Below are 16021 nucleotides of genomic sequence, written 5' to 3'. Positions count from 1 at the left end.
TCGGCAACTTGCTGCAAGCGCTTGCGTGGCCGAAAATTACCCGTGCATGACAGGGCCGTAAAGGGTCGCGGCAGCATCTGTGGCGAACGGTGCGGGGCGCGTTCGGGGATGAGGCCCCGGTCCGGGCCGGGCCCGCGAGCCGTGGCCCGGGCGGGGCCGCATAGAGTCGGCGGTGGCGAGGATCCGCCGCCTCACCGGCGTACCGGACCCGCGCCCGTCCCCGTACCGTCGCACCACCCCGAGGAGCACTCCGTGACCGACGCGGCGTCCACCGCCCTGCAGCAGCAGATCGCCCGGGAACTCGAGGTGTCCCCGACCTTCGACCCGCTCGTCGAGATCGAACGCCGGGTCGCCTTCCTGGCCGAGCGCCTCACCTCCACCGGGCTGCGCAGCCTGGTCCTCGGCATCAGCGGCGGCGTGGACTCCACGACCGCGGGCCGGCTCTGCCAGCTCGCCGTGGAGCGGGCGCGCGCGGCGGGCCACGACGCCGCCTTCTACGCCATGCGCCTGCCCTACGGGGTCCAGGCCGACGAGAAGGACGCCCAGCTCGCCCTGGGCTTCATCGCCGCCGACCGGGTCCTGACCGTGGACGTCAAGGCGTCGAGCGACGCGGCGCTGGAGGCCTGCGTGGCCGGCGGGGTGACCTTCCGGGACGCCCACCACCAGGACTTCGTCCAGGGCAACATCAAGGCCCGGCAGCGCATGATCGCGCAGTACGCCGTCGCGGGCGCCCACGACGGCCTCGTGGTCGGCACGGACCACGCGGCGGAGGCGGTCTCCGGCTTCTTCACCAAGTACGGCGACGGCGCGGCCGACGTCGTCCCGCTGACCGGTCTGACCAAGCGTCGCGTGCGCGCCTGCGCCGAGGCCCTCGGAGCCCCCGCCGAGCTGGTGTGGAAGACCCCGACGGCCGACCTGGAGACCCTCGACCCGGGCAAGCCCGACGAGGACGCGCTCGGCGTCACGTACGACGACATCGACGACTTCCTGGAGGGCAAGCCGGTCGCGGAGGCGGCGTTCGCCTCGATCGCCCGCCGCTACGAGCTGACCGACCACAAGCGCCGGCTGCCGATCGCTCCCTGAGGGTGACGGGCGGAGACCATCCGGCCGTCAGCCCGCGTGGCGGGCGTCCGGATGGTGGTCCGCTGGGTGTGCCCTCGGAGATCCCGAACGGCACACGCGAAGGAGACAACGGCATGTTCGGACAGTCGAAGGCGTTCAGCGGCTTCTCGGTCGACGACATGGACAAGGCCCGCCGGTTCTACGGCGACACGCTCGGTCTCCAGGTGGAGGACACCGGTGGCGGACCCATGCGGATGCTGACGATCAAGCTGGGGAGCGGCGCGAACATCTTCGTCTACCCCAAGGACGACCACACGCCCGCGTCCTTCACGATCCTGAACTTCCCCGTCGACGACATCGAGGTGGCCGTCGACGAGCTGGCGAAGCGGGGCGTGACCCTGGAGCGCTATCCCGCGTTCGAGCACGACGCCAAGGGCGTGGTGAGGGGCCCCGAGGGGCCGACCGCGATCGCCTGGTTCAAGGACCCGGCGGGCAACGTCCTCTCCGTCATCCAGGAGTAGCGAGCCGTACGACGGCGACGGCCCGGCCCCGAGCGCGGGGGCCGGGCCGTCGCGTTTCCCCCGCTGCCGTACGGGAAGCCGCGGGCCGAGGAGGTGTGCCATGTCAGGACACGACGGCAGGGGCGGCCCCGAGAGCGGGGGACGGGAGAGCAGAAGGGAGGGCGAGGCGGCGCACGCGCACGCCCAGTACCAGCGCGACAAGGCGGAGAACCTCCTCCAGCGGGCCCGGCGGAGCGCCGACCCCGAGGAGGCGGCGCGGCTGCGCGAGCAGGGCGAGGAGCTCAAGGAGCGCAGCGAAAAGGCCCTGCGCGAAGAACACGAACCCTGGCCCGACGACCTCCACGAGCGCTACCCGGGCTAGAACCCGCCCGCTGCCGGACGAGGCCGCGCAGAAGGCGGAATCCGGGCCTGCGCGGTCTGCCGCCCGACTCCCGACGCGGCATCCTCCACTGATTCCCTCGGGCCGGCGTCGCCCGGCACGTGATGCATGCGGGCGGCCTCGGCGGCGGCACGTTCTCAGCTGAGCTGTCGGCGGAGCCGGTTCTTGTCCGGCTTGCCCACGGCGGTCAGTGGGAGCGCCGAGACGAACTGGATCGTATGAGGGGCGTGGTCGCTGCCTCTGCGGGCGGTGACGAAGGTGAGCAGCTCATCGACGCTGAGGTGATGGTCCCGGGAAGGGACGACAACGGCGTGGATTCGTTCCGGCGCGTCCTTGTCCCGGGTGCCGAAGACGGCGCACTGGGCTACTCCCGGGTGGGTCAGCAGCAGTTCCTCGACCTCGCTGGGGGAGACGTTGTCGCCGTCCACGGCGATCAGGTCCGTGCTGCGGTCGACGAGGAAGAGATAGCCGTCTTCGTCGAGGTATCCGACGTCGCCGGTGCGCACCCAGCCGTCGTGGAGTACCCGGTCGGTGAGTTCGGGCTGCTTCCAGTAGCCGTGCATCATGCTGCTGGTGCGGGCGTGGATCTCGCCCTCGTGCCCGGGCGGTAGCGGCTCGTTCCGGTCGTTGCGGATGACGATCTCGACGCCGGGCATGGGGCGGCCTACGGTGATCTGGCCGTTGCGGCCGGTCACGGTGTGCTCGTCCGCGCGGACCTCGGTGAGGCCGAGGGTCTCGGTCTGTCCGTACCAGCCATGGAGTACGGGACCGAAGGTGTCAGCCGCCTGCCGCAGTCTGGCCGAGGAGGCGGGGCTGCCGCCGTAGGTGATGCGCTCGATGGTGGACACGTCGGCGGCAGCGAGGGCGGGGTGGTCCAGCACCTGGTGGAGAAGGGGTGGCAGGAGCCACAGGTGGGTGATCCGCTCCTGCTCGATCGCGGCGATCGCTTCGCCCGGTTCGAAGGCGCGTTGCAGGTGGACCGAGCCGCCCTGGAGGAACGCCAGGTCGCAGCAGAGCCCGGCGACATGGGTGACTGGAGTGCAGGCGAGGTAGCGCGGTGGGCTTCCTGTCCGGGTGCGAAGGTGTTCGAGAGCGCGGCGGTACGCGCCGTGTCTCATCTGGAGTCCCTTCGGGACGCCGGTGGTGCCACCGCTGTGTCGGATACACCAGTCGTCGTCGGGATCGACCGGCACGACGAAGGCCGTGGGCGGCTGGTCAGCTGCCTCGGCAAGGATGTCGTCGCCATGCCGGCCGGGTCCGAGGGTCGCCACGGCCGGAACGCTGACCAGCGGCAGCAACCGGTCCACGTCCGCGTACCGCGTGGGGTCGACGAGCAGGAGTCGGGTCTCGACGCTCTCCACGATGTCCGCCAGGATCTCGAAGGACAGGCGCTCGTAGAGGTAGACGACCCGGGCGCCGGCCAGGTTCGCCGCGTACCGGGCGTAGAGGGCCTCCGGCGTGTTGCCGGTCAGAAGGCATACGGTCTGGCCCGGACCCAGTCCTCGAGCGGCCAGGGTGCGTGCGAGCCGGTGGGTGGTCGAGCGGATTTCTTCGGCGGAGTATCGCCGGCCTCCGGCGGCGGTCACCACCGCCCGGTCGGGGTGCTGCGCGAACACATGAAGAATGGCCTCGGCATAGCTGGTGAAGCGACGGTCGACCGGCGCTGGCGGTGCATCGGACATGGTTTCTCCGGTGAGTTGGTGCACGGGGAACTTGCTGCACGTTCGTCGGTCCGTGCCCCCGCTGGACGGGCGATCGTGCTTGGGCGCAGGGCGGGCCGCGGGTGTGGGGCCCGGTCGGTGGCACGCGTCTGCCAGGGGCGCTACGGCACCGTGGCAAGGGAGGTTGCCCGAGGGTGTTCGAGGGGCGTGAGGTAGGGCAGGCCGTGCAGTGGCTGATCGGTGAAGAACCGGGCGACGAGCTCGGACATCTCCCGGGGCCTTTCGAGAAGGGGAAGATGATCGGCTTCACGGATCAGTGTGAAGACACTGCCCCGGATCGTTGCGGCGACCTCACGTCCGAGAGAGGGGAGGGTGAGGCTGTCGTGTTCGCCGGTGAAGCACAGGGCCGGAATCCCGTTGACACCGCCGGGCTGCAGCCCCGGCCAGTCGATGACGCGCCGTGTGGAGGCGATGTGCCGCTGGACATCGGCGACGGCCACCGAACGCATGTCTCGCGCGAGCAGGCGGGTGACGACCGCACGGTTGCGGACTGCCCGATCCGCCGGTGACACCAGGGCGGCGACACTCAGCCGGGAATAGGCCTCGGTGTCACCCGCTTCCAAAGCGTTCACCATGGCGCGCAGTGCGTGAAGTCCGGCCGGCGGGTAGACCGGTGCCGCGCCCACCAGGGCCATGCGGGCGATCCGCTCCGGCCGCTCCTGTGCCAGACCGTAGACGACCGGCGCACCGTAGGAGGCCCCGAAGAGGTTCACTTGATCCAGTCCCAGCTGGTCCAGCAGATGGTTCAGCGCGGTGGAGAGAAAGCCGAAACCGTAGGAGGCGGGCAGTTCGTCGGCTGAGCCCGAGCCCGGCAGGTCGACGCCGACCACGGTTGCCGACGCCGACCAGAGACCTTCGAGCCGTCGGTAGGCGTACATGTCCTGGAAGGCGCCCCCGACAACCACGATGGGCTCGGTCGTGGGAGAAGAGTTCTCCACTACCCGGCACCGATAGCCGAAGTCGCCGAAGGTGAAGCGATGTACCTGATCACTAACCATGATCAGCTAACGGGTGGGCCGTTGTGGAAGTCACGTCGTCCAGATTCCTTGCCCTCGGCATATGTGGGCCCTCCCGCACACGGCACCCCGCACCCCGCACGGGGGCCGGGGCCGTCCGGGGAGCGACAGCCCGCTGAACACCGTCTCTTGTCATGACCCTTGCGAGCCTCTCTCCCCTACTGCTATTCAATCCGTTAGGAAACTTTCCTTTCAATCCATCGTTCCGGGAGACCCCCATGACATCGGCACGATCGGCACGTCTCCGGCTCCGCTCCCTGGGTGCCGCCGGCACCGCGGCGGCCGCGCTCCTCCTCGGCCTCGCCACCGCACCGCCCGCGGCGGTCGCCGCCCCCGTCACCCACGAGGCGGAGACCGCCACCGTCTCGCGGGGTGCGGTCGAGTCCAACCACGCGGGCTTCACCGGCACGGGGTTCGTCAACTACGACAACACCACCGGCGGTTACGTCCAGTGGAACGTCGACGCCGCACAGGCCGGCCAGGCAACCCTGACCCTCCGGTACGCCAACGGCAGCACGGCCGACCGGCCCATGGACATCGCCGTCAACGGGACCGTCGCCGCCGCCGGCAAGGCCTTCGCCGGCACGGGCGCCTGGACCACCTGGGCGACCACCACCCTCACCGTGAACCTCAAGGCGGGCGCCAACACCGTCCGTGCCACCGCGACCACCGCCAACGGCGGCCCCAACGTCGACCACATCACGGTCGACACCGCCGCGGCGCCCCCGGTCGGCGACACCCCGGTCGCGATCAACGGCCAGCTCACGGTCTGCGGCGTCAAGCTCTGCAACCAGTACGGCAAGCCCGTCCAGCTCCGTGGCATGTCCAGCCACGGCACCCAGTGGTACCCGCAGTGCCTGACCGGCGGTTCACTGGACGCCCTCGCCAAGGACTGGAAGGCGGACGTCCTGCGCGTCTCCACCTACGTCCAGGAGGACGGCTGGGAGACCGACCCGGTCAAGTTCACCAACCTCGCCCACACGCTGATCGACCAGGCCACCGCGCGTGGCATGTACGTGATCGTCGACTGGCACATGCTCGACCCGGGCGACCCGCACGCCAACCTGGCGAACGCCAAGAGGTTCTTCACCGACATCGCCAACCGGCACAAGAACAAGAACAACATCTTCTACGAGGTCGCCAACGAGCCCAACGGTGACAGCGTGACCTGGCCGAGGATCAAGAGCTACCACGAGCAGATCATCCCGGTCATCCGGAACATCGACGGCAACGCCCCGATCCTGCTCGGCACCCGCGCCTGGTCCTCCCTGGGCGTCTCGGACGGAGGCAGCGAGACCGAGGTCGTCAACAACCCGGTCGGCGCCGCCAACGTCATGTACACCTTCCACTTCTACGCGATGTCCCACCGCGAGGAGTACCTGAACACCCTCTCCCGGGCCGCCGACCGGATCCCCGTGTTCGTCACCGAGTTCGGCACCCAGGACTACGCCGGTGAGGGCGCCAACGACTTCGCCATGACGCAGAAGTACATCGACCTGATGGCCGCCAAGAAGATCAGCTGGACCAACTGGAACTTCTCCGACGACCACCGCTCGGGCGCGGTCTTCAAGACCGGCACGTGCGACGGCGGCGGTCCCTGGACGGGCACCTCGTCCCTGAAGGAGGCCGGCGTCTGGATCCGCGACCGGATCAGGTCCGCCGACGACTTCCCCACCTCCTGACCCTCCCGCCCCGCCTTCCGCGCACCCCCTGACGCACCGGCCGACCCACCTCGACGCGCCCCCGTCCCACGCCCTGTGATGCACTGGGCGGGCGGGGGCGCATCGAACAGGAGCCGCATTGACCAGCTACCGCCAGTCCGGCCTCGTCCTCACCGACCGCCGCTTCGCCGTTCCGCTCGACCATGCGGACCCCGACGGCGAACAGATCGAGGTCTACGGCCGTGAGGTCGTCGCCGGCGACCGGCCGGCCGACGACCTGCCGTGGCTGGTGTACCTGGAGGGCGGGCCCGGTTTCGGGGCCCGCCGCTTCATCGGCCGGCAGGCGTGGCTGGGCCGGGCCGTGCAGGACCACCGCGTCCTCCTCCTCGACCAGCGCGGGACCGGGCACTCCACCCCCGTCAACCGCCAGACCCTGCCCCTGCGCGGCACCCCGCGGCAGCAGGCCGACCACCTCGCCCGCTTCCGGGCCGACTCGATCGTCAAGGACTGCGAACTCATCCGGAAGCGCCTCACCCGCGGCGCCCCCTGGACCGTCCTCGGCCAGAGCTTCGGAGGCTTCTGCGCCACCCACTACCTCTCCACCGCCCCCGAGGGCCTGCGCACGGCCCTCGTCACCGGCGGTCTGCCCTCCCTGCACGCCACCGCCGACGAGGTCTACCGGGCCGCCTACCCCCGTGTCCGGCGCAAGGCCGAGGCCCACTACGCCCGCTACCCGCAGGACGTCGCCCGCGCCCGCCGGATCGCCGCCCACCTGCTCGAGCACCCCGCGACCCTGCCGAACGGCGGGCTCCTCACCGCCCAGGCCTTCCAGTCCCTCGGCATCCTCCTCGGCGGCGGCGAGGGGACCCACGAGCTCCACTACCTCCTGGAGGAGGCCTTCGTCCCCACGCCCGGCGGCCCCGCGCTCTCCGACGCCTTCCTGGAGAACGTCCAGGGCAGGCTCTCGTACGCCGGACACCCGCTGTACGCCGTGCTCCACGAGGCCATCTACGCCCAGGGCCACGGACCGACCGCGTGGGCCGCCGAACGCGTCCGCGCCGAGTTCCCCGAGTTCGACGCGGAGAAGACCCTGGCCGGCGACGCGCCCCTGCTCTTCACCGGCGAGACCGTCCATCCCTGGCACTTCGAGACCGATCCCGCGCTGCGCCCGCTCCGCGAGACCGCCCACCTCCTCGCCGAACGGACCGACTGGGCGCCGCTCTACGACCCCGCGCGGCTCGCCGCCAACGAGGTGCCCGTCGCCGCGGCCGTCTACCACGACGACATGTACGTCGACACCGCCCACTCGCTGGAGACCGCACGCGCCGTCCGGGGGCTGCGGACCTGGGTGACGGACGAGTTCGAGCACGACGGCGTACGGTCCGGAGGGCCACGGGTGCTCGACCGGCTGCTCGCCCTCGCCCGGGACCAGATCTGACCGCCGGGCCACCCGCGGAGGGGCCCGCGCCCCGGCCGCGCGTAAAAGTCCAAGCAGTGCGTCCTGATTACTCATGGTGCGTGCGGGGCCGGCGAGATAGAACTCCTCCGGAGCGCACCGAGGAGAGGACCGGAGATGACCACCCACGTCAGTGCCGAGATCGCCGGACAGCCCGACTGCTGGCGGCGTGCGGCGGACATCGCCGCCGACCACGCCGGCCTGCTGCCCCGGCCGGGTGAGCGGATCGCGGTCGTCGGCTGCGGCACCTCGTACTTCATGGCCCGGGCCTACGCCGCCCTGCGCGAATCCCTCGGCGCGGGCGAGACCGACGCCTTCCCGGCCTCCGACGAGACCCCGCTCGGCCGCGGCTACGACCGGATCGTCGCCCTCACCCGCTCCGGGGCCACCACCGAGGTGGTGACCCTGCTCGCGCGCGCCTCGGGGCGGATCCCGACGCTCGTCCTCACGGGCGTACCCGACAGCGGGGCCGCGCACCACGCGGACCGGTCGATCGTCCTCGACTTCGCCGACGAACGCTCCGTCGTCCAGACCCGGTTCGCCACCACCGCCCTCCAACTGCTGCGCGCGGGCCTGGGCGTGGATCTCACCCCCTCGATCACCGACGCCGAACTCGCCCTCTACGAACCGCTTCCCACGGTCTGGGAACGGCGCACCCAGTTCACGTTCCTCGGCACCGGCTGGACGGTCGGACTCGCCGACGAGGCCGCCCACAAGCTCCGTGGCGTGGCGCGCGCCTGGGCCGAATCGTACGCGGCGATGGAGTACCGTCACGGGCCGATCGTCATCAGCGACCGCACGAGCCTCGTGTGCTGCCTCGGTCCGGAGCCGGCCGGCCTCCGGGACGAAGTGGAGTCCACCGGAGCCCTGTTCGCCGCCGACGCCATCGACCCCCTCGCCGCCGTCGTACGCGCCCAGCGTCTCGCCGTCACCCTCGCCGCCCGGCGCGGCCTCAACCCGGACCGCCCGCGTCACGCGTCGCGCTCGGTCATCCTTTCCGCGGCGATCCGCGGGTGAATCCCCGTATCCTGCGCCCATGATCGACACGAGCAGCTCCCCCCTCGACGACATGCCCGACGACTGGCAGCGCGCGCTCGCCGTGGTCGCCCACCCGGACGACCTCGAGTACGGCTGCGCGGCGGCCATCGCGGCCTGGACGGACGCCGGCAAGGAGGTCGTCTACGTCCTCGCGACCCGCGGCGAGGCCGGCATCGACGCGCTCGCCCCGGCCACCTGCGGCCCGCTGCGCGAGCAGGAGCAGCGGGCGAGCGCGGAGGTGGTCGGGGTGTCGGCCGTGGAGTTCCTCGACCACCGGGACGGGGTGATCGAGTACGGACTCGGTCTGCGCCGTGACATCGCGGCGGCCGTCCGCCGGCACCGGCCCGAACTCGTCATCACCCTGAACCACCGCGACACCTGGGGCTTCGGCCCCGGCGGGTACTGGAACACCCCCGACCACCTGGCCGTGGGCCGCGCCACGCTCGACGCCGCGGGCGACGCGGGCAACCGCTGGATCTTCCCCGAACTGACCGAGCAGGGCCTGGAGCCGTGGAACGGCGTGCGCTGGGTGGCGGTCGCCGGAACGAACACGCCGACCCACGCCGTCGACGCCACGCCCGGCGTCGAGCGCTCCGTCCGGTCGCTGCTCGCCCACCGCGCGTACATCGAGGGCCTGACGGACCAGGATCCCGAGGAGTACGTCCGTACCTTCCTGGCGCAGAACAACGAGCGCTTCGCCGCCCGCTACGGCGACCGGCCGACCGTCGCCTTCGAGCTCTTCACCCGCTGACACCGGCGCTGGTTTCCCGCCGACGCCGACGCCGGCCTCCCGCCGACGCCGACGCCGGCCTCCCGCCGACGCCGACGCCGGCCTCCCGCTGACACCGGCGCCGGGCGGCCGGGGAAGCCGCCTGCCCCCGGGGCGCTGTCAGCGGTGTGGCCTAATCTCGTCCGCATGACCACTCTGCTTCTCCACGGCGGCGCCACCGCCCCGGCCGCGTCCGTCTCCCGCGCGGGCGGCCTGCCCCTCGTGCCGGAGGGATTCGTCTGGCCGCTCTGCGCGGAGTGCGGGGGAGCGATGCAGTTCATCGCCCATCTGGACCGGGGCGCGGACGTCGTCTCCGTCTTCATGTGCCAGAACGAGCCGGGAATGTGCGAGGAGTGGGATCCGGCCGCGGGTGGCAACCGGGCGTACGTCTTCCCCACCGAGGGACTCCTTCCGGCCACCGCCCCGGCCGTGGGCGAGACACGGCTCGACAAGGTCTCCGTCCTCGTCGCGCGGCCCGTCGAGGCGGAGACGTACGGCGAGGAGGACACCTTCGGACCCGTGGACGGCAAGGAGGTCCTGGGGCAGCTCGGCGGACAGCCGTACTGGCTCCAGTGGGACGAGACCCCGGACTGTGCCGGCTGCGGCAGGGGGATGGCGTTCGTGGCACAGCTGGACCAGGTCGCCAACTTCGGCGGGGGATACGCCTATGTCTTCGTCTGCGAGGGATGCTCGCGGGCGGCCTTCCTGTGGCAGTGCTGAGCGCCTAGCCTGACCCCCTGTCTGACAGTGCGTCAGGAATCAGGGGTGAGGCTGTGATCGACACGCTCGACACGGAGGTCCCGGAGGGCGAGGCGCGCCTCGCCCTCACGGTCGAGGACGGCGTCGGTGTCCTCACGCTCTGCCGGCCTGAGAAGCTCAACGGCTGGAGCTGGGAGGCCAGCCGTCAGCTCGGCCTCATGGCCGACCGGATCCGCTTCGACGAGCGCGTACGGGTCGTGCTGCTCCGGGCCGAGGGGCGCGCGTTCTGTGCGGGCATCGACGTCACGGCGCCCGGCGGCGGGATCACCGGCCGCACGGCCGCCGAGAGGATGCAGCGGTACGACGAAGGCATCCGCTGGGTCCACGAACGCTTCGCGGTCTTCGCCCGGCTGCCCCAGCCCGTCGTGGCCGCCGTCCAGGGCTACTGCCTGGGCTTCGGCTTCGAGCTCGCTCTCATGGCGGACATCCGGATCGCCGCCACCGATGCCGTGTTCGCCCTGCCCGAGGCGGGGATCGGAGTCGCCGTCGACGCGGGCGGTGATCTGCGGATCGCCCGGGAGGCAGGCGCCGGCTGGGCGAAGTACCTGGCTCTCACCGGCCGTCGGATCGACGCCTCCACCGCCGAACGGCTCGGCCTCGTGCAGGTCGTCACGGACCGCGACGACCTGGATCGCACGGCCCGCGAGACGGCGGACGCCATCGCGTCCGCCGCGCCGCTCGCGGTCCGCGCGATCAAACGGAACATCGACGCCTACGCGGACCAGGGACTGACCGCCGCCCTCGACCGCACGGCCCTCTCCGCCGCGCTCACCCTCACCTCCGACGACGCTCGCGAGGGTTACGCCGCGAAGGCGGCCCGCCGGACCCCGCGTTTCGGGGGCGGCTGACACACTCCCGTACGCCTTCTCGTTACGGCGTGTATCCGGAGGTGACGAAGTAGGCCCCGTACGTGAAGGAGATGAACGCCAGCGCGGAGAGCGTGGCGACCAGGGTGAGCGGCTTCGCCCTGGCCAGAGCGACGGCCGCCGGCAGGAGCAGGGTGAAACCGGGCAGCAGGAAGCGCGGCTTGATCTGGATGAAGCCGCTCACGCCGATCGCCACGGCCATCAGGGCCAGGGTGAAGACGACGACGGCCGTCGGCGGACGCGAGCTCAGGAGAGCCCACAGGAGCACGAGGGCCGCGATCACGATGAGCACGGAGGCCTGTTCCACCGCGCTGACATGGCCGGCGGCCACCCTGCTCGTGGCCGCGATCACGGACTCGCCGAAGTCGACCTGTGTCTTCCAGTCGCGCTGCACGTCGAAGTAGCCCAGGGGCCGCCCGGTACACACCCCGGCCCACACGGCGTAGCCGAGCAACCCCAGGGGTGCGATGAGGACCGGGGCGAGCGTTCGGCGCCCGCGCGGCGATGCGAGCACCGCCGTGACGACGACAGCGGCCACCACGGCGATGCCCAGTGGACGGGTCAGGCCCGCCGCCACGGCGAGCATGGACGCCGTGATCAGGCGTCGCGTCAGCAGGGCGTACAGCGTCCAGGCGCACAGCGCGGTGAACATCGCCTCCGGGTACGCCATGGACTGGATGAAAGCCTGCGGCAGCAGACCCCACAGGACGACGAGCAGGACCCCGACGCGATGGCTGTGCAGGGCCGATCCGAACGCGTGGATCCCCCAGGCCGCGACCAGGGAGGACACGCAGGTGATCAGCAGCGCGGTACCGACGATCGTCATCGGCAGCAGTTCGCCGGCCGCCCGCACGGCGCCCGGATACAGCGGGAAGAACGCGAGGTCCTGCCATCGGCCGGCCGGGCCGCCGCCGTAGCCGGGAATCAGATCCGCATGGCCGTAGCCGTTCTGAGCGATGCCCAGGTACCACCGCGCATCCCAGACGTAGCCGAGCGATGTCTCGAGTGGCGTGCCGCTCTCCGCCGACCGCACCGCGATCCAGCCGATCCCCAGGACCTTGCATGCCAGGTAGCAGAGAATCGCCGGCCGGGCGCGTCGGTACGACAGGAAGGCGCGCCGGGCGAGACCGTTCCGCAGCGGTGTCTGCGGAACGGCCTGCCGGGTCTCCGCGCCGGTGTCGACGGTCAATGCGTGCCCAATCATCGGAGCCGTGGGAAGCGCGGTCGTGAAGCGGTAACGCTCCGGACCCTACGCAGGGCCTGACCCGGAATCGCCGTAAAGGATCAGAAACACGCCCTAGTTCGGCGGTTCGGGCTTCAGTACCGCGAACGGGGCTCCGAAGGGGTCCGCCACCCAGGCGATCCGCCCGACATCGGGGATGTCGGCCGCCGGCATGAGGAGCGACCCTCCGTTCCCCTGGGCGCGGATGACGATGTCGTCCGCGTCCGCCACACCGAAGTACGGGATCCAGCGCGCCTCGTTCCCGCCCTCCTGGAGCTCGGCGACCCCTCCGAAGGAGGTGTCCTCCAGGTCCCCCTCGGCGGTGGACAGCACCCGGTAGGTCATGCCCGGCGCCTCCATCTCCTGCGAGCGCCAGCCGAACAGCTTTCCGTAGAAGTCCAGGGCCGCCGCCGGGTCGGGCACGTGCAGCTCGGCCCAGCACAGCGTGTTGTTCTCGGACGTCCTGTCCAGGCCCTTCGTCTCACCCGGCTGCCACACGGCGAAGGCGGCGCCCGCCGGGTCGGACAGCTGGGCCATCCGTCCGGCGGTCATGACGTCCATCGGCTCGGCGCGCACCGCCCCTCCCGCGGACTCGGCGGTCTTCGCCGTGGCGTCGGCGTCCGGCGTCTGGAAGTACAGCGTCCACGCGCTGCTCGCGCCCTCCTCCGTCAGCGGGCCGAGGGCGGCGACCGTCCGGCCGTCCTGCTGGAAGAAGCCGTAGCCTCCGGCATCCGGGCCGGCCGAGGCGAACTCCCAGCCGAAGACGGCGGTGTAGAACGCGGCGGCGACCGCCGTGTCGGGGCTGCCCAGGTCGACCCAGCTGGGCGATCCCTTGGTGAAGTCCGTACCGAGCATGTGGTGTGCCCTGCCTTTCCGCGTCTGGAGGTCCTCCGGTCACCCTCGCCGATCCTCGCCGCTCTCCCCGGCCCGCGCAGCCGCTGCCGCCCGGGTTCATCCGCGTGGACCAGCGCGAGTCACTCGCCGAACCTGCCACGGCCCAGCTGCTCGCGCACCGGCACCACGGGATCGTTGACGAGGGCACGGCGCTGCCAGTTCGCGCCGTCCACCACCAGCGTGTGCCCGGAGACGAAGCGGGCGTAGGGAGAGGCCAGGAAGGTCGCCGCCCAGCCCAGCTCCCGCGGGTGTCCGACCCGCAGGGCGGGCTGCCGGGCGTCCTGGCCGGCCGCCCGCGCGAGCGCGCCCCGGATGTCATCCGTCATGTCCTCGTGCGGCATCAGCCCCGGCACCAGCCCGTTGACCTGGATCCCGTACGGCCCCCACTCCACCGCCAGCGTCTCGACCAGGTTCTTCACACCGGCCTTCGCCGCCGCCGAGTGCGCGAAGCCGGGACCGCCGGTCCAGGCGTAGGAGGCGCCCACGTTGACGACGGACCCGGGCGTTCGGGCCGCGAGGTGACGCCGGGCGAACTCCCGGGTCATGAACCAGGTCCCGGTCAGCGTGATGTCGACGACCGCTCGCCAGCCGTTGGGCGACAGCTCCTCCGCCGGCACGGGGAAGTTGGCCGCCGCGTTGTTCACCAGGACGTCCGGCCGGGAGCCGAGCGCGGCCTCGCAGGCGTCGAAGGCTCCGGCCACGGCATCGGGGTCACGGATGTCGCAGACAGCGGTCGCCACCCGCTTCCCGCCGGTCTCCGCCAGCTCCCGGCGCGCGGACTCCAGCCGGGCGGCCGTCCGGCCGACGAGCATCAGCTCCGCGCCCAGCCGGGCGAACTCGGCCGCGACGGCCTTCCCCAGACCCGACCCGCCCCCGGTCACCAGGACCGTCCTCCCCTCGTACGTCCCCGGCGGCAGCGCGCTCGCACCGAGCGGGGGAGGGGCGGGCAGTCCCGGCGGATCCGTCTCCGTGTTCGTCATGCCGCATCGATAGCGCGAGACGGGTGAGAACTGAAGCCCTGTCAGCCCGCGGTGGCGGCGGCCTTGCGGTCCAGGTCGTTCATGAGCAGCTCCGTGTTGATCGCCACGCCGGCCCGGTAGCCTCCGCTCGCCGCGTTGATCACCTGCTCCTGCGCGCCGATCGCGTTGCCCGCGGCCCATACGCCGGGGACGCTCGTCCGGCCGGTCTCGTCCACCGCGACGAAGTCGCCGAGCGGAGTCTCCCGGGTCTCGGCGCCCAGCGCGGTGAGCAGTCCGTCCCGGGGCGTCATGCGCGGTCCGACGAACAGCACCTCACGTTCGACGACCCGGCCGTCCGCCATCCGTACGCCGGTGATCCGGTCGTCCTCGACGACCAGGCCCGCCACCTCGCCCGTCACGACCTCGATCCCGGCCGCCGCCACCCGTGCGCGTTCCTCCTCGGTGAGCGGTGCGGCCGTGTGCAGGAAGAGAGTCACGTCGGGGGACCAGTGGGAGAGGACCAGGGCCTGATGGGCGGCCATGACCGGGTGCGCGATCACCCCGAAGGCCCGGTCGCGGACCTCCCAGCCGTGGCAGTACGGGCAGTGCAGCACGTCCCGCCCCCAGCGCTCGGCGACGCCGTCGATCGCGGGGAGCTCGTCGACGAGTCCGGTGGTGACGACGAGCCTGCGCGCGCGGACCAGACGGTCGTCGTCCACCGTCACCACGAAGCCCTCGGCGTCGCCGAGCTCCCGGACCGCTCCCGTCACCTGCCCGGTCGTCCACTCCACCCCGTACGCGGCGATCTCGCGCCGCCCCGTCTCCAGGAACTCCGCCGGGCTCATCCCGTCCCGGGAGAGGAACCCGTGCATGTGGGCGGCCGGGGCGTTGCGCGGCTCGCCCGCGTCGACCACCAGGGTCCGGCGCCGTGACCGGCCGAGGATCAGGGCCGCGCTCAGCCCGGCCGCGCCGCCGCCGACCACCACCACGTCGTAGGACTCGGGCTCGTGTGCGCTCGTGTGTTCGCTCATACCAGCAGCGTCTCCCCGACGGTCCGGGTTGACAAACGCGTTTGCTGTTTCTGCAATGGGCAGATGACTGAAGCAGATACCGGGGACGACCGCATCGACGCCGTGCTGAACGAGGTCGGACCGCGGCTGCGCCGGATCCGGCGCGATCGCGGCGCCACGCTCGGGGACCTCTCCGCCTCCACCGGGATCTCGGTGAGCACCCTCTCGCGCCTGGAGTCCGGGCAGCGCAGGCCGAGCCTGGAGCTGCTGCTCCCCATCGCGCGGGCCCATCAGGTGCCGCTGGACGAGCTCGTCGGCGCGCCGCCGGTCGGCGACCCCCGGGTCAAGGCCAAGCCCATCGTGCGGCACGGCAGGACGATGTTCCCGCTCACCCGCCAACCGGGTGGACTCCAGGCGTACAAGGTGGTGCAGGAGAAGCCGTACGAGGACCCCGACCCGCGGGTCCACGAGGGGTACGAATGGCTCTACGTGCTGTCCGGCAGGCTGCGCCTCGTCCTCGGCGAGCACGACGTCGTGCTGGGGGCGGGGGAGGCCGCCGAGTTCGACACGCGCGTGCCGCACTGGTTCGGACCCACGCCCGACGGACCGGTGGAGTTCCTGAGCCTGTTCGGTCCGCAGGGGGAGCGGATGCATGTGAGGGCCCGGCCGAGGCAGTCCTGAAGAAGTC

Annotated in this window: 16 protein-coding genes; 10 read left to right on the top strand and 6 right to left on the bottom strand. The window is 71.7% G+C overall.

What is annotated here, in order from left to right; genetic code table 11:
• Nucleotides 1-252: 252 nt before the first annotated feature.
• The 3 genes from nadE to ACFVGW_RS05740 all read left to right on the top strand — a co-directional run bounded on the left by nadE (nucleotide 253) and on the right by ACFVGW_RS05740 (nucleotide 1944).
• On the top strand, nucleotides 253-1083 hold the full coding sequence (nadE, locus tag ACFVGW_RS05750; RefSeq protein WP_385850944.1) for an ammonia-dependent NAD(+) synthetase: 831 nt from the start codon (nucleotides 253-255) through the stop codon (nucleotides 1081-1083).
• Nucleotides 1084-1196: 113 nt separating this feature from the next.
• Nucleotides 1197-1583, top strand: coding sequence for a VOC family protein (locus tag ACFVGW_RS05745; protein WP_383220499.1), 387 nt, complete (start codon nucleotides 1197-1199; stop codon nucleotides 1581-1583).
• Between the two features lie 100 nt (nucleotides 1584-1683).
• Entirely contained in the window at nucleotides 1684-1944 is a 261-nt protein-coding gene (locus tag ACFVGW_RS05740) for a DUF6381 family protein (protein WP_385850943.1), read from the top strand.
• Between the two features lie 155 nt (nucleotides 1945-2099).
• Here the strand turns inward: ACFVGW_RS05740 and ACFVGW_RS05735 are convergent, their stop codons facing one another.
• Nucleotides 2100-3644 carry an AMP-binding protein gene (locus ACFVGW_RS05735; protein WP_385850942.1) on the bottom strand — a complete coding sequence of 515 codons (1545 nt, stop codon included), beginning with the start codon at nucleotides 3642-3644 and terminating at the stop codon, nucleotides 2100-2102.
• A gap of 140 nt (nucleotides 3645-3784) precedes the next feature.
• On the bottom strand, nucleotides 3785-4681 hold the full coding sequence (locus tag ACFVGW_RS05730; protein WP_385850941.1) for an alpha/beta fold hydrolase: 897 nt from the start codon (nucleotides 4679-4681) through the stop codon (nucleotides 3785-3787).
• 152 nt (nucleotides 4682-4833) lie between these two features.
• Here ACFVGW_RS05730 and ACFVGW_RS05725 point away from each other — a divergent pair, with 152 nt between their 5' ends.
• From ACFVGW_RS05725 to ACFVGW_RS05700, 6 genes are all read left to right on the top strand, one after another.
• Nucleotides 4834-6381, top strand: a complete 1548-nt coding sequence (locus ACFVGW_RS05725; RefSeq protein ID WP_385850940.1) for a cellulase family glycosylhydrolase — start codon at nucleotides 4834-4836, stop codon at nucleotides 6379-6381.
• 118 nt (nucleotides 6382-6499) lie between these two features.
• Nucleotides 6500-7798, top strand: coding sequence for an alpha/beta fold hydrolase (locus tag ACFVGW_RS05720; protein WP_385850939.1), 1299 nt, complete (start codon nucleotides 6500-6502; stop codon nucleotides 7796-7798).
• A 135-nt stretch (nucleotides 7799-7933) separates the two neighbouring features.
• On the top strand, nucleotides 7934-8833 hold the full coding sequence (locus tag ACFVGW_RS05715) for an SIS domain-containing protein (protein ID WP_385850938.1): 900 nt from the start codon (nucleotides 7934-7936) through the stop codon (nucleotides 8831-8833).
• Nucleotides 8834-8852: 19 nt separating this feature from the next.
• Nucleotides 8853-9605, top strand: a complete 753-nt coding sequence (locus ACFVGW_RS05710) for a PIG-L deacetylase family protein (RefSeq protein WP_385850937.1) — start codon at nucleotides 8853-8855, stop codon at nucleotides 9603-9605.
• A 165-nt stretch (nucleotides 9606-9770) separates the two neighbouring features.
• Nucleotides 9771-10343: a hypothetical protein gene (locus ACFVGW_RS05705; protein ID WP_385850936.1), complete on the top strand. Its 573-nt coding sequence runs from the start codon at nucleotides 9771-9773 to the stop codon at nucleotides 10341-10343.
• Nucleotides 10344-10396: 53 nt separating this feature from the next.
• Nucleotides 10397-11230 (top strand): enoyl-CoA hydratase/isomerase family protein, encoded by an 834-nt coding sequence (locus ACFVGW_RS05700; protein ID WP_385850935.1) that lies wholly within the window; start codon nucleotides 10397-10399, stop codon nucleotides 11228-11230.
• Between the two features lie 22 nt (nucleotides 11231-11252).
• On the opposite strand, the gene ACFVGW_RS05695 is transcribed toward ACFVGW_RS05700, so the two are convergent.
• From ACFVGW_RS05695 to ACFVGW_RS05680, 4 genes are all read right to left on the bottom strand, one after another.
• A complete protein-coding gene (locus tag ACFVGW_RS05695; RefSeq protein WP_385850934.1) occupies nucleotides 11253-12437 on the bottom strand; it encodes a hypothetical protein in 1185 nt (394 codons plus the stop codon).
• A gap of 108 nt (nucleotides 12438-12545) precedes the next feature.
• Nucleotides 12546-13325, bottom strand: coding sequence for a VOC family protein (locus tag ACFVGW_RS05690; RefSeq protein WP_385850933.1), 780 nt, complete (start codon nucleotides 13323-13325; stop codon nucleotides 12546-12548).
• 119 nt (nucleotides 13326-13444) lie between these two features.
• Nucleotides 13445-14344, bottom strand: a complete 900-nt coding sequence (locus ACFVGW_RS05685) for an SDR family oxidoreductase (RefSeq protein ID WP_385850932.1) — start codon at nucleotides 14342-14344, stop codon at nucleotides 13445-13447.
• A gap of 41 nt (nucleotides 14345-14385) precedes the next feature.
• Nucleotides 14386-15354, bottom strand: coding sequence for an NAD(P)/FAD-dependent oxidoreductase (locus ACFVGW_RS05680; protein ID WP_385850931.1), 969 nt, complete (start codon nucleotides 15352-15354; stop codon nucleotides 14386-14388).
• Between the two features lie 63 nt (nucleotides 15355-15417).
• Here ACFVGW_RS05680 and ACFVGW_RS05675 point away from each other — a divergent pair, with 63 nt between their 5' ends.
• Nucleotides 15418-16014 carry a helix-turn-helix domain-containing protein gene (locus ACFVGW_RS05675; protein ID WP_383220511.1) on the top strand — a complete coding sequence of 199 codons (597 nt, stop codon included), beginning with the start codon at nucleotides 15418-15420 and terminating at the stop codon, nucleotides 16012-16014.
• Nucleotides 16015-16021: the final 7 nt, after the last annotated feature.

Source organism: Streptomyces sp. NPDC127129 (assembly GCF_042671585.1).
Taxonomy (GTDB): domain Bacteria; phylum Actinomycetota; class Actinomycetes; order Streptomycetales; family Streptomycetaceae; genus Streptomyces.
The sequence above is the reverse complement of the archived record's forward strand: the minus strand, read 5'-3'. Positions and strand labels throughout refer to the sequence as shown.

Excerpts from the sequence above, each read along its gene's own strand:
- ACFVGW_RS05745 (WP_383220499.1), top strand. The coding sequence starts at position 1,197 with ATGTTCGGACAGTCGAAGGCGTTCAGCGGCTTCTCGGTCGACGACATG.
- ACFVGW_RS05725 (WP_385850940.1), top strand. The coding sequence starts at position 4,834 with ATGACCCTTGCGAGCCTCTCTCCCCTACTGCTATTCAATCCGTTAGGA.
- ACFVGW_RS05735 (WP_385850942.1), bottom strand. The coding sequence starts at position 3,644 with ATGTCCGATGCACCGCCAGCGCCGGTCGACCGTCGCTTCACCAGCTAT.
- ACFVGW_RS05705 (WP_385850936.1), top strand. The coding sequence starts at position 9,771 with ATGACCACTCTGCTTCTCCACGGCGGCGCCACCGCCCCGGCCGCGTCC.
- ACFVGW_RS05680 (WP_385850931.1), bottom strand. The coding sequence starts at position 15,354 with ATGAGCGAACACACGAGCGCACACGAGCCCGAGTCCTACGACGTGGTG.
- ACFVGW_RS05715 (WP_385850938.1), top strand. The coding sequence starts at position 7,934 with ATGACCACCCACGTCAGTGCCGAGATCGCCGGACAGCCCGACTGCTGG.
- ACFVGW_RS05710 (WP_385850937.1), top strand. The coding sequence starts at position 8,853 with ATGATCGACACGAGCAGCTCCCCCCTCGACGACATGCCCGACGACTGG.
- ACFVGW_RS05685 (WP_385850932.1), bottom strand. The coding sequence starts at position 14,344 with ATGACGAACACGGAGACGGATCCGCCGGGACTGCCCGCCCCTCCCCCG.
- ACFVGW_RS05675 (WP_383220511.1), top strand. The coding sequence starts at position 15,418 with ATGACTGAAGCAGATACCGGGGACGACCGCATCGACGCCGTGCTGAAC.
- ACFVGW_RS05730 (WP_385850941.1), bottom strand. The coding sequence starts at position 4,681 with ATGGTTAGTGATCAGGTACATCGCTTCACCTTCGGCGACTTCGGCTAT.
- ACFVGW_RS05690 (WP_385850933.1), bottom strand. The coding sequence starts at position 13,325 with ATGCTCGGTACGGACTTCACCAAGGGATCGCCCAGCTGGGTCGACCTG.
- ACFVGW_RS05740 (WP_385850943.1), top strand. The coding sequence starts at position 1,684 with ATGTCAGGACACGACGGCAGGGGCGGCCCCGAGAGCGGGGGACGGGAG.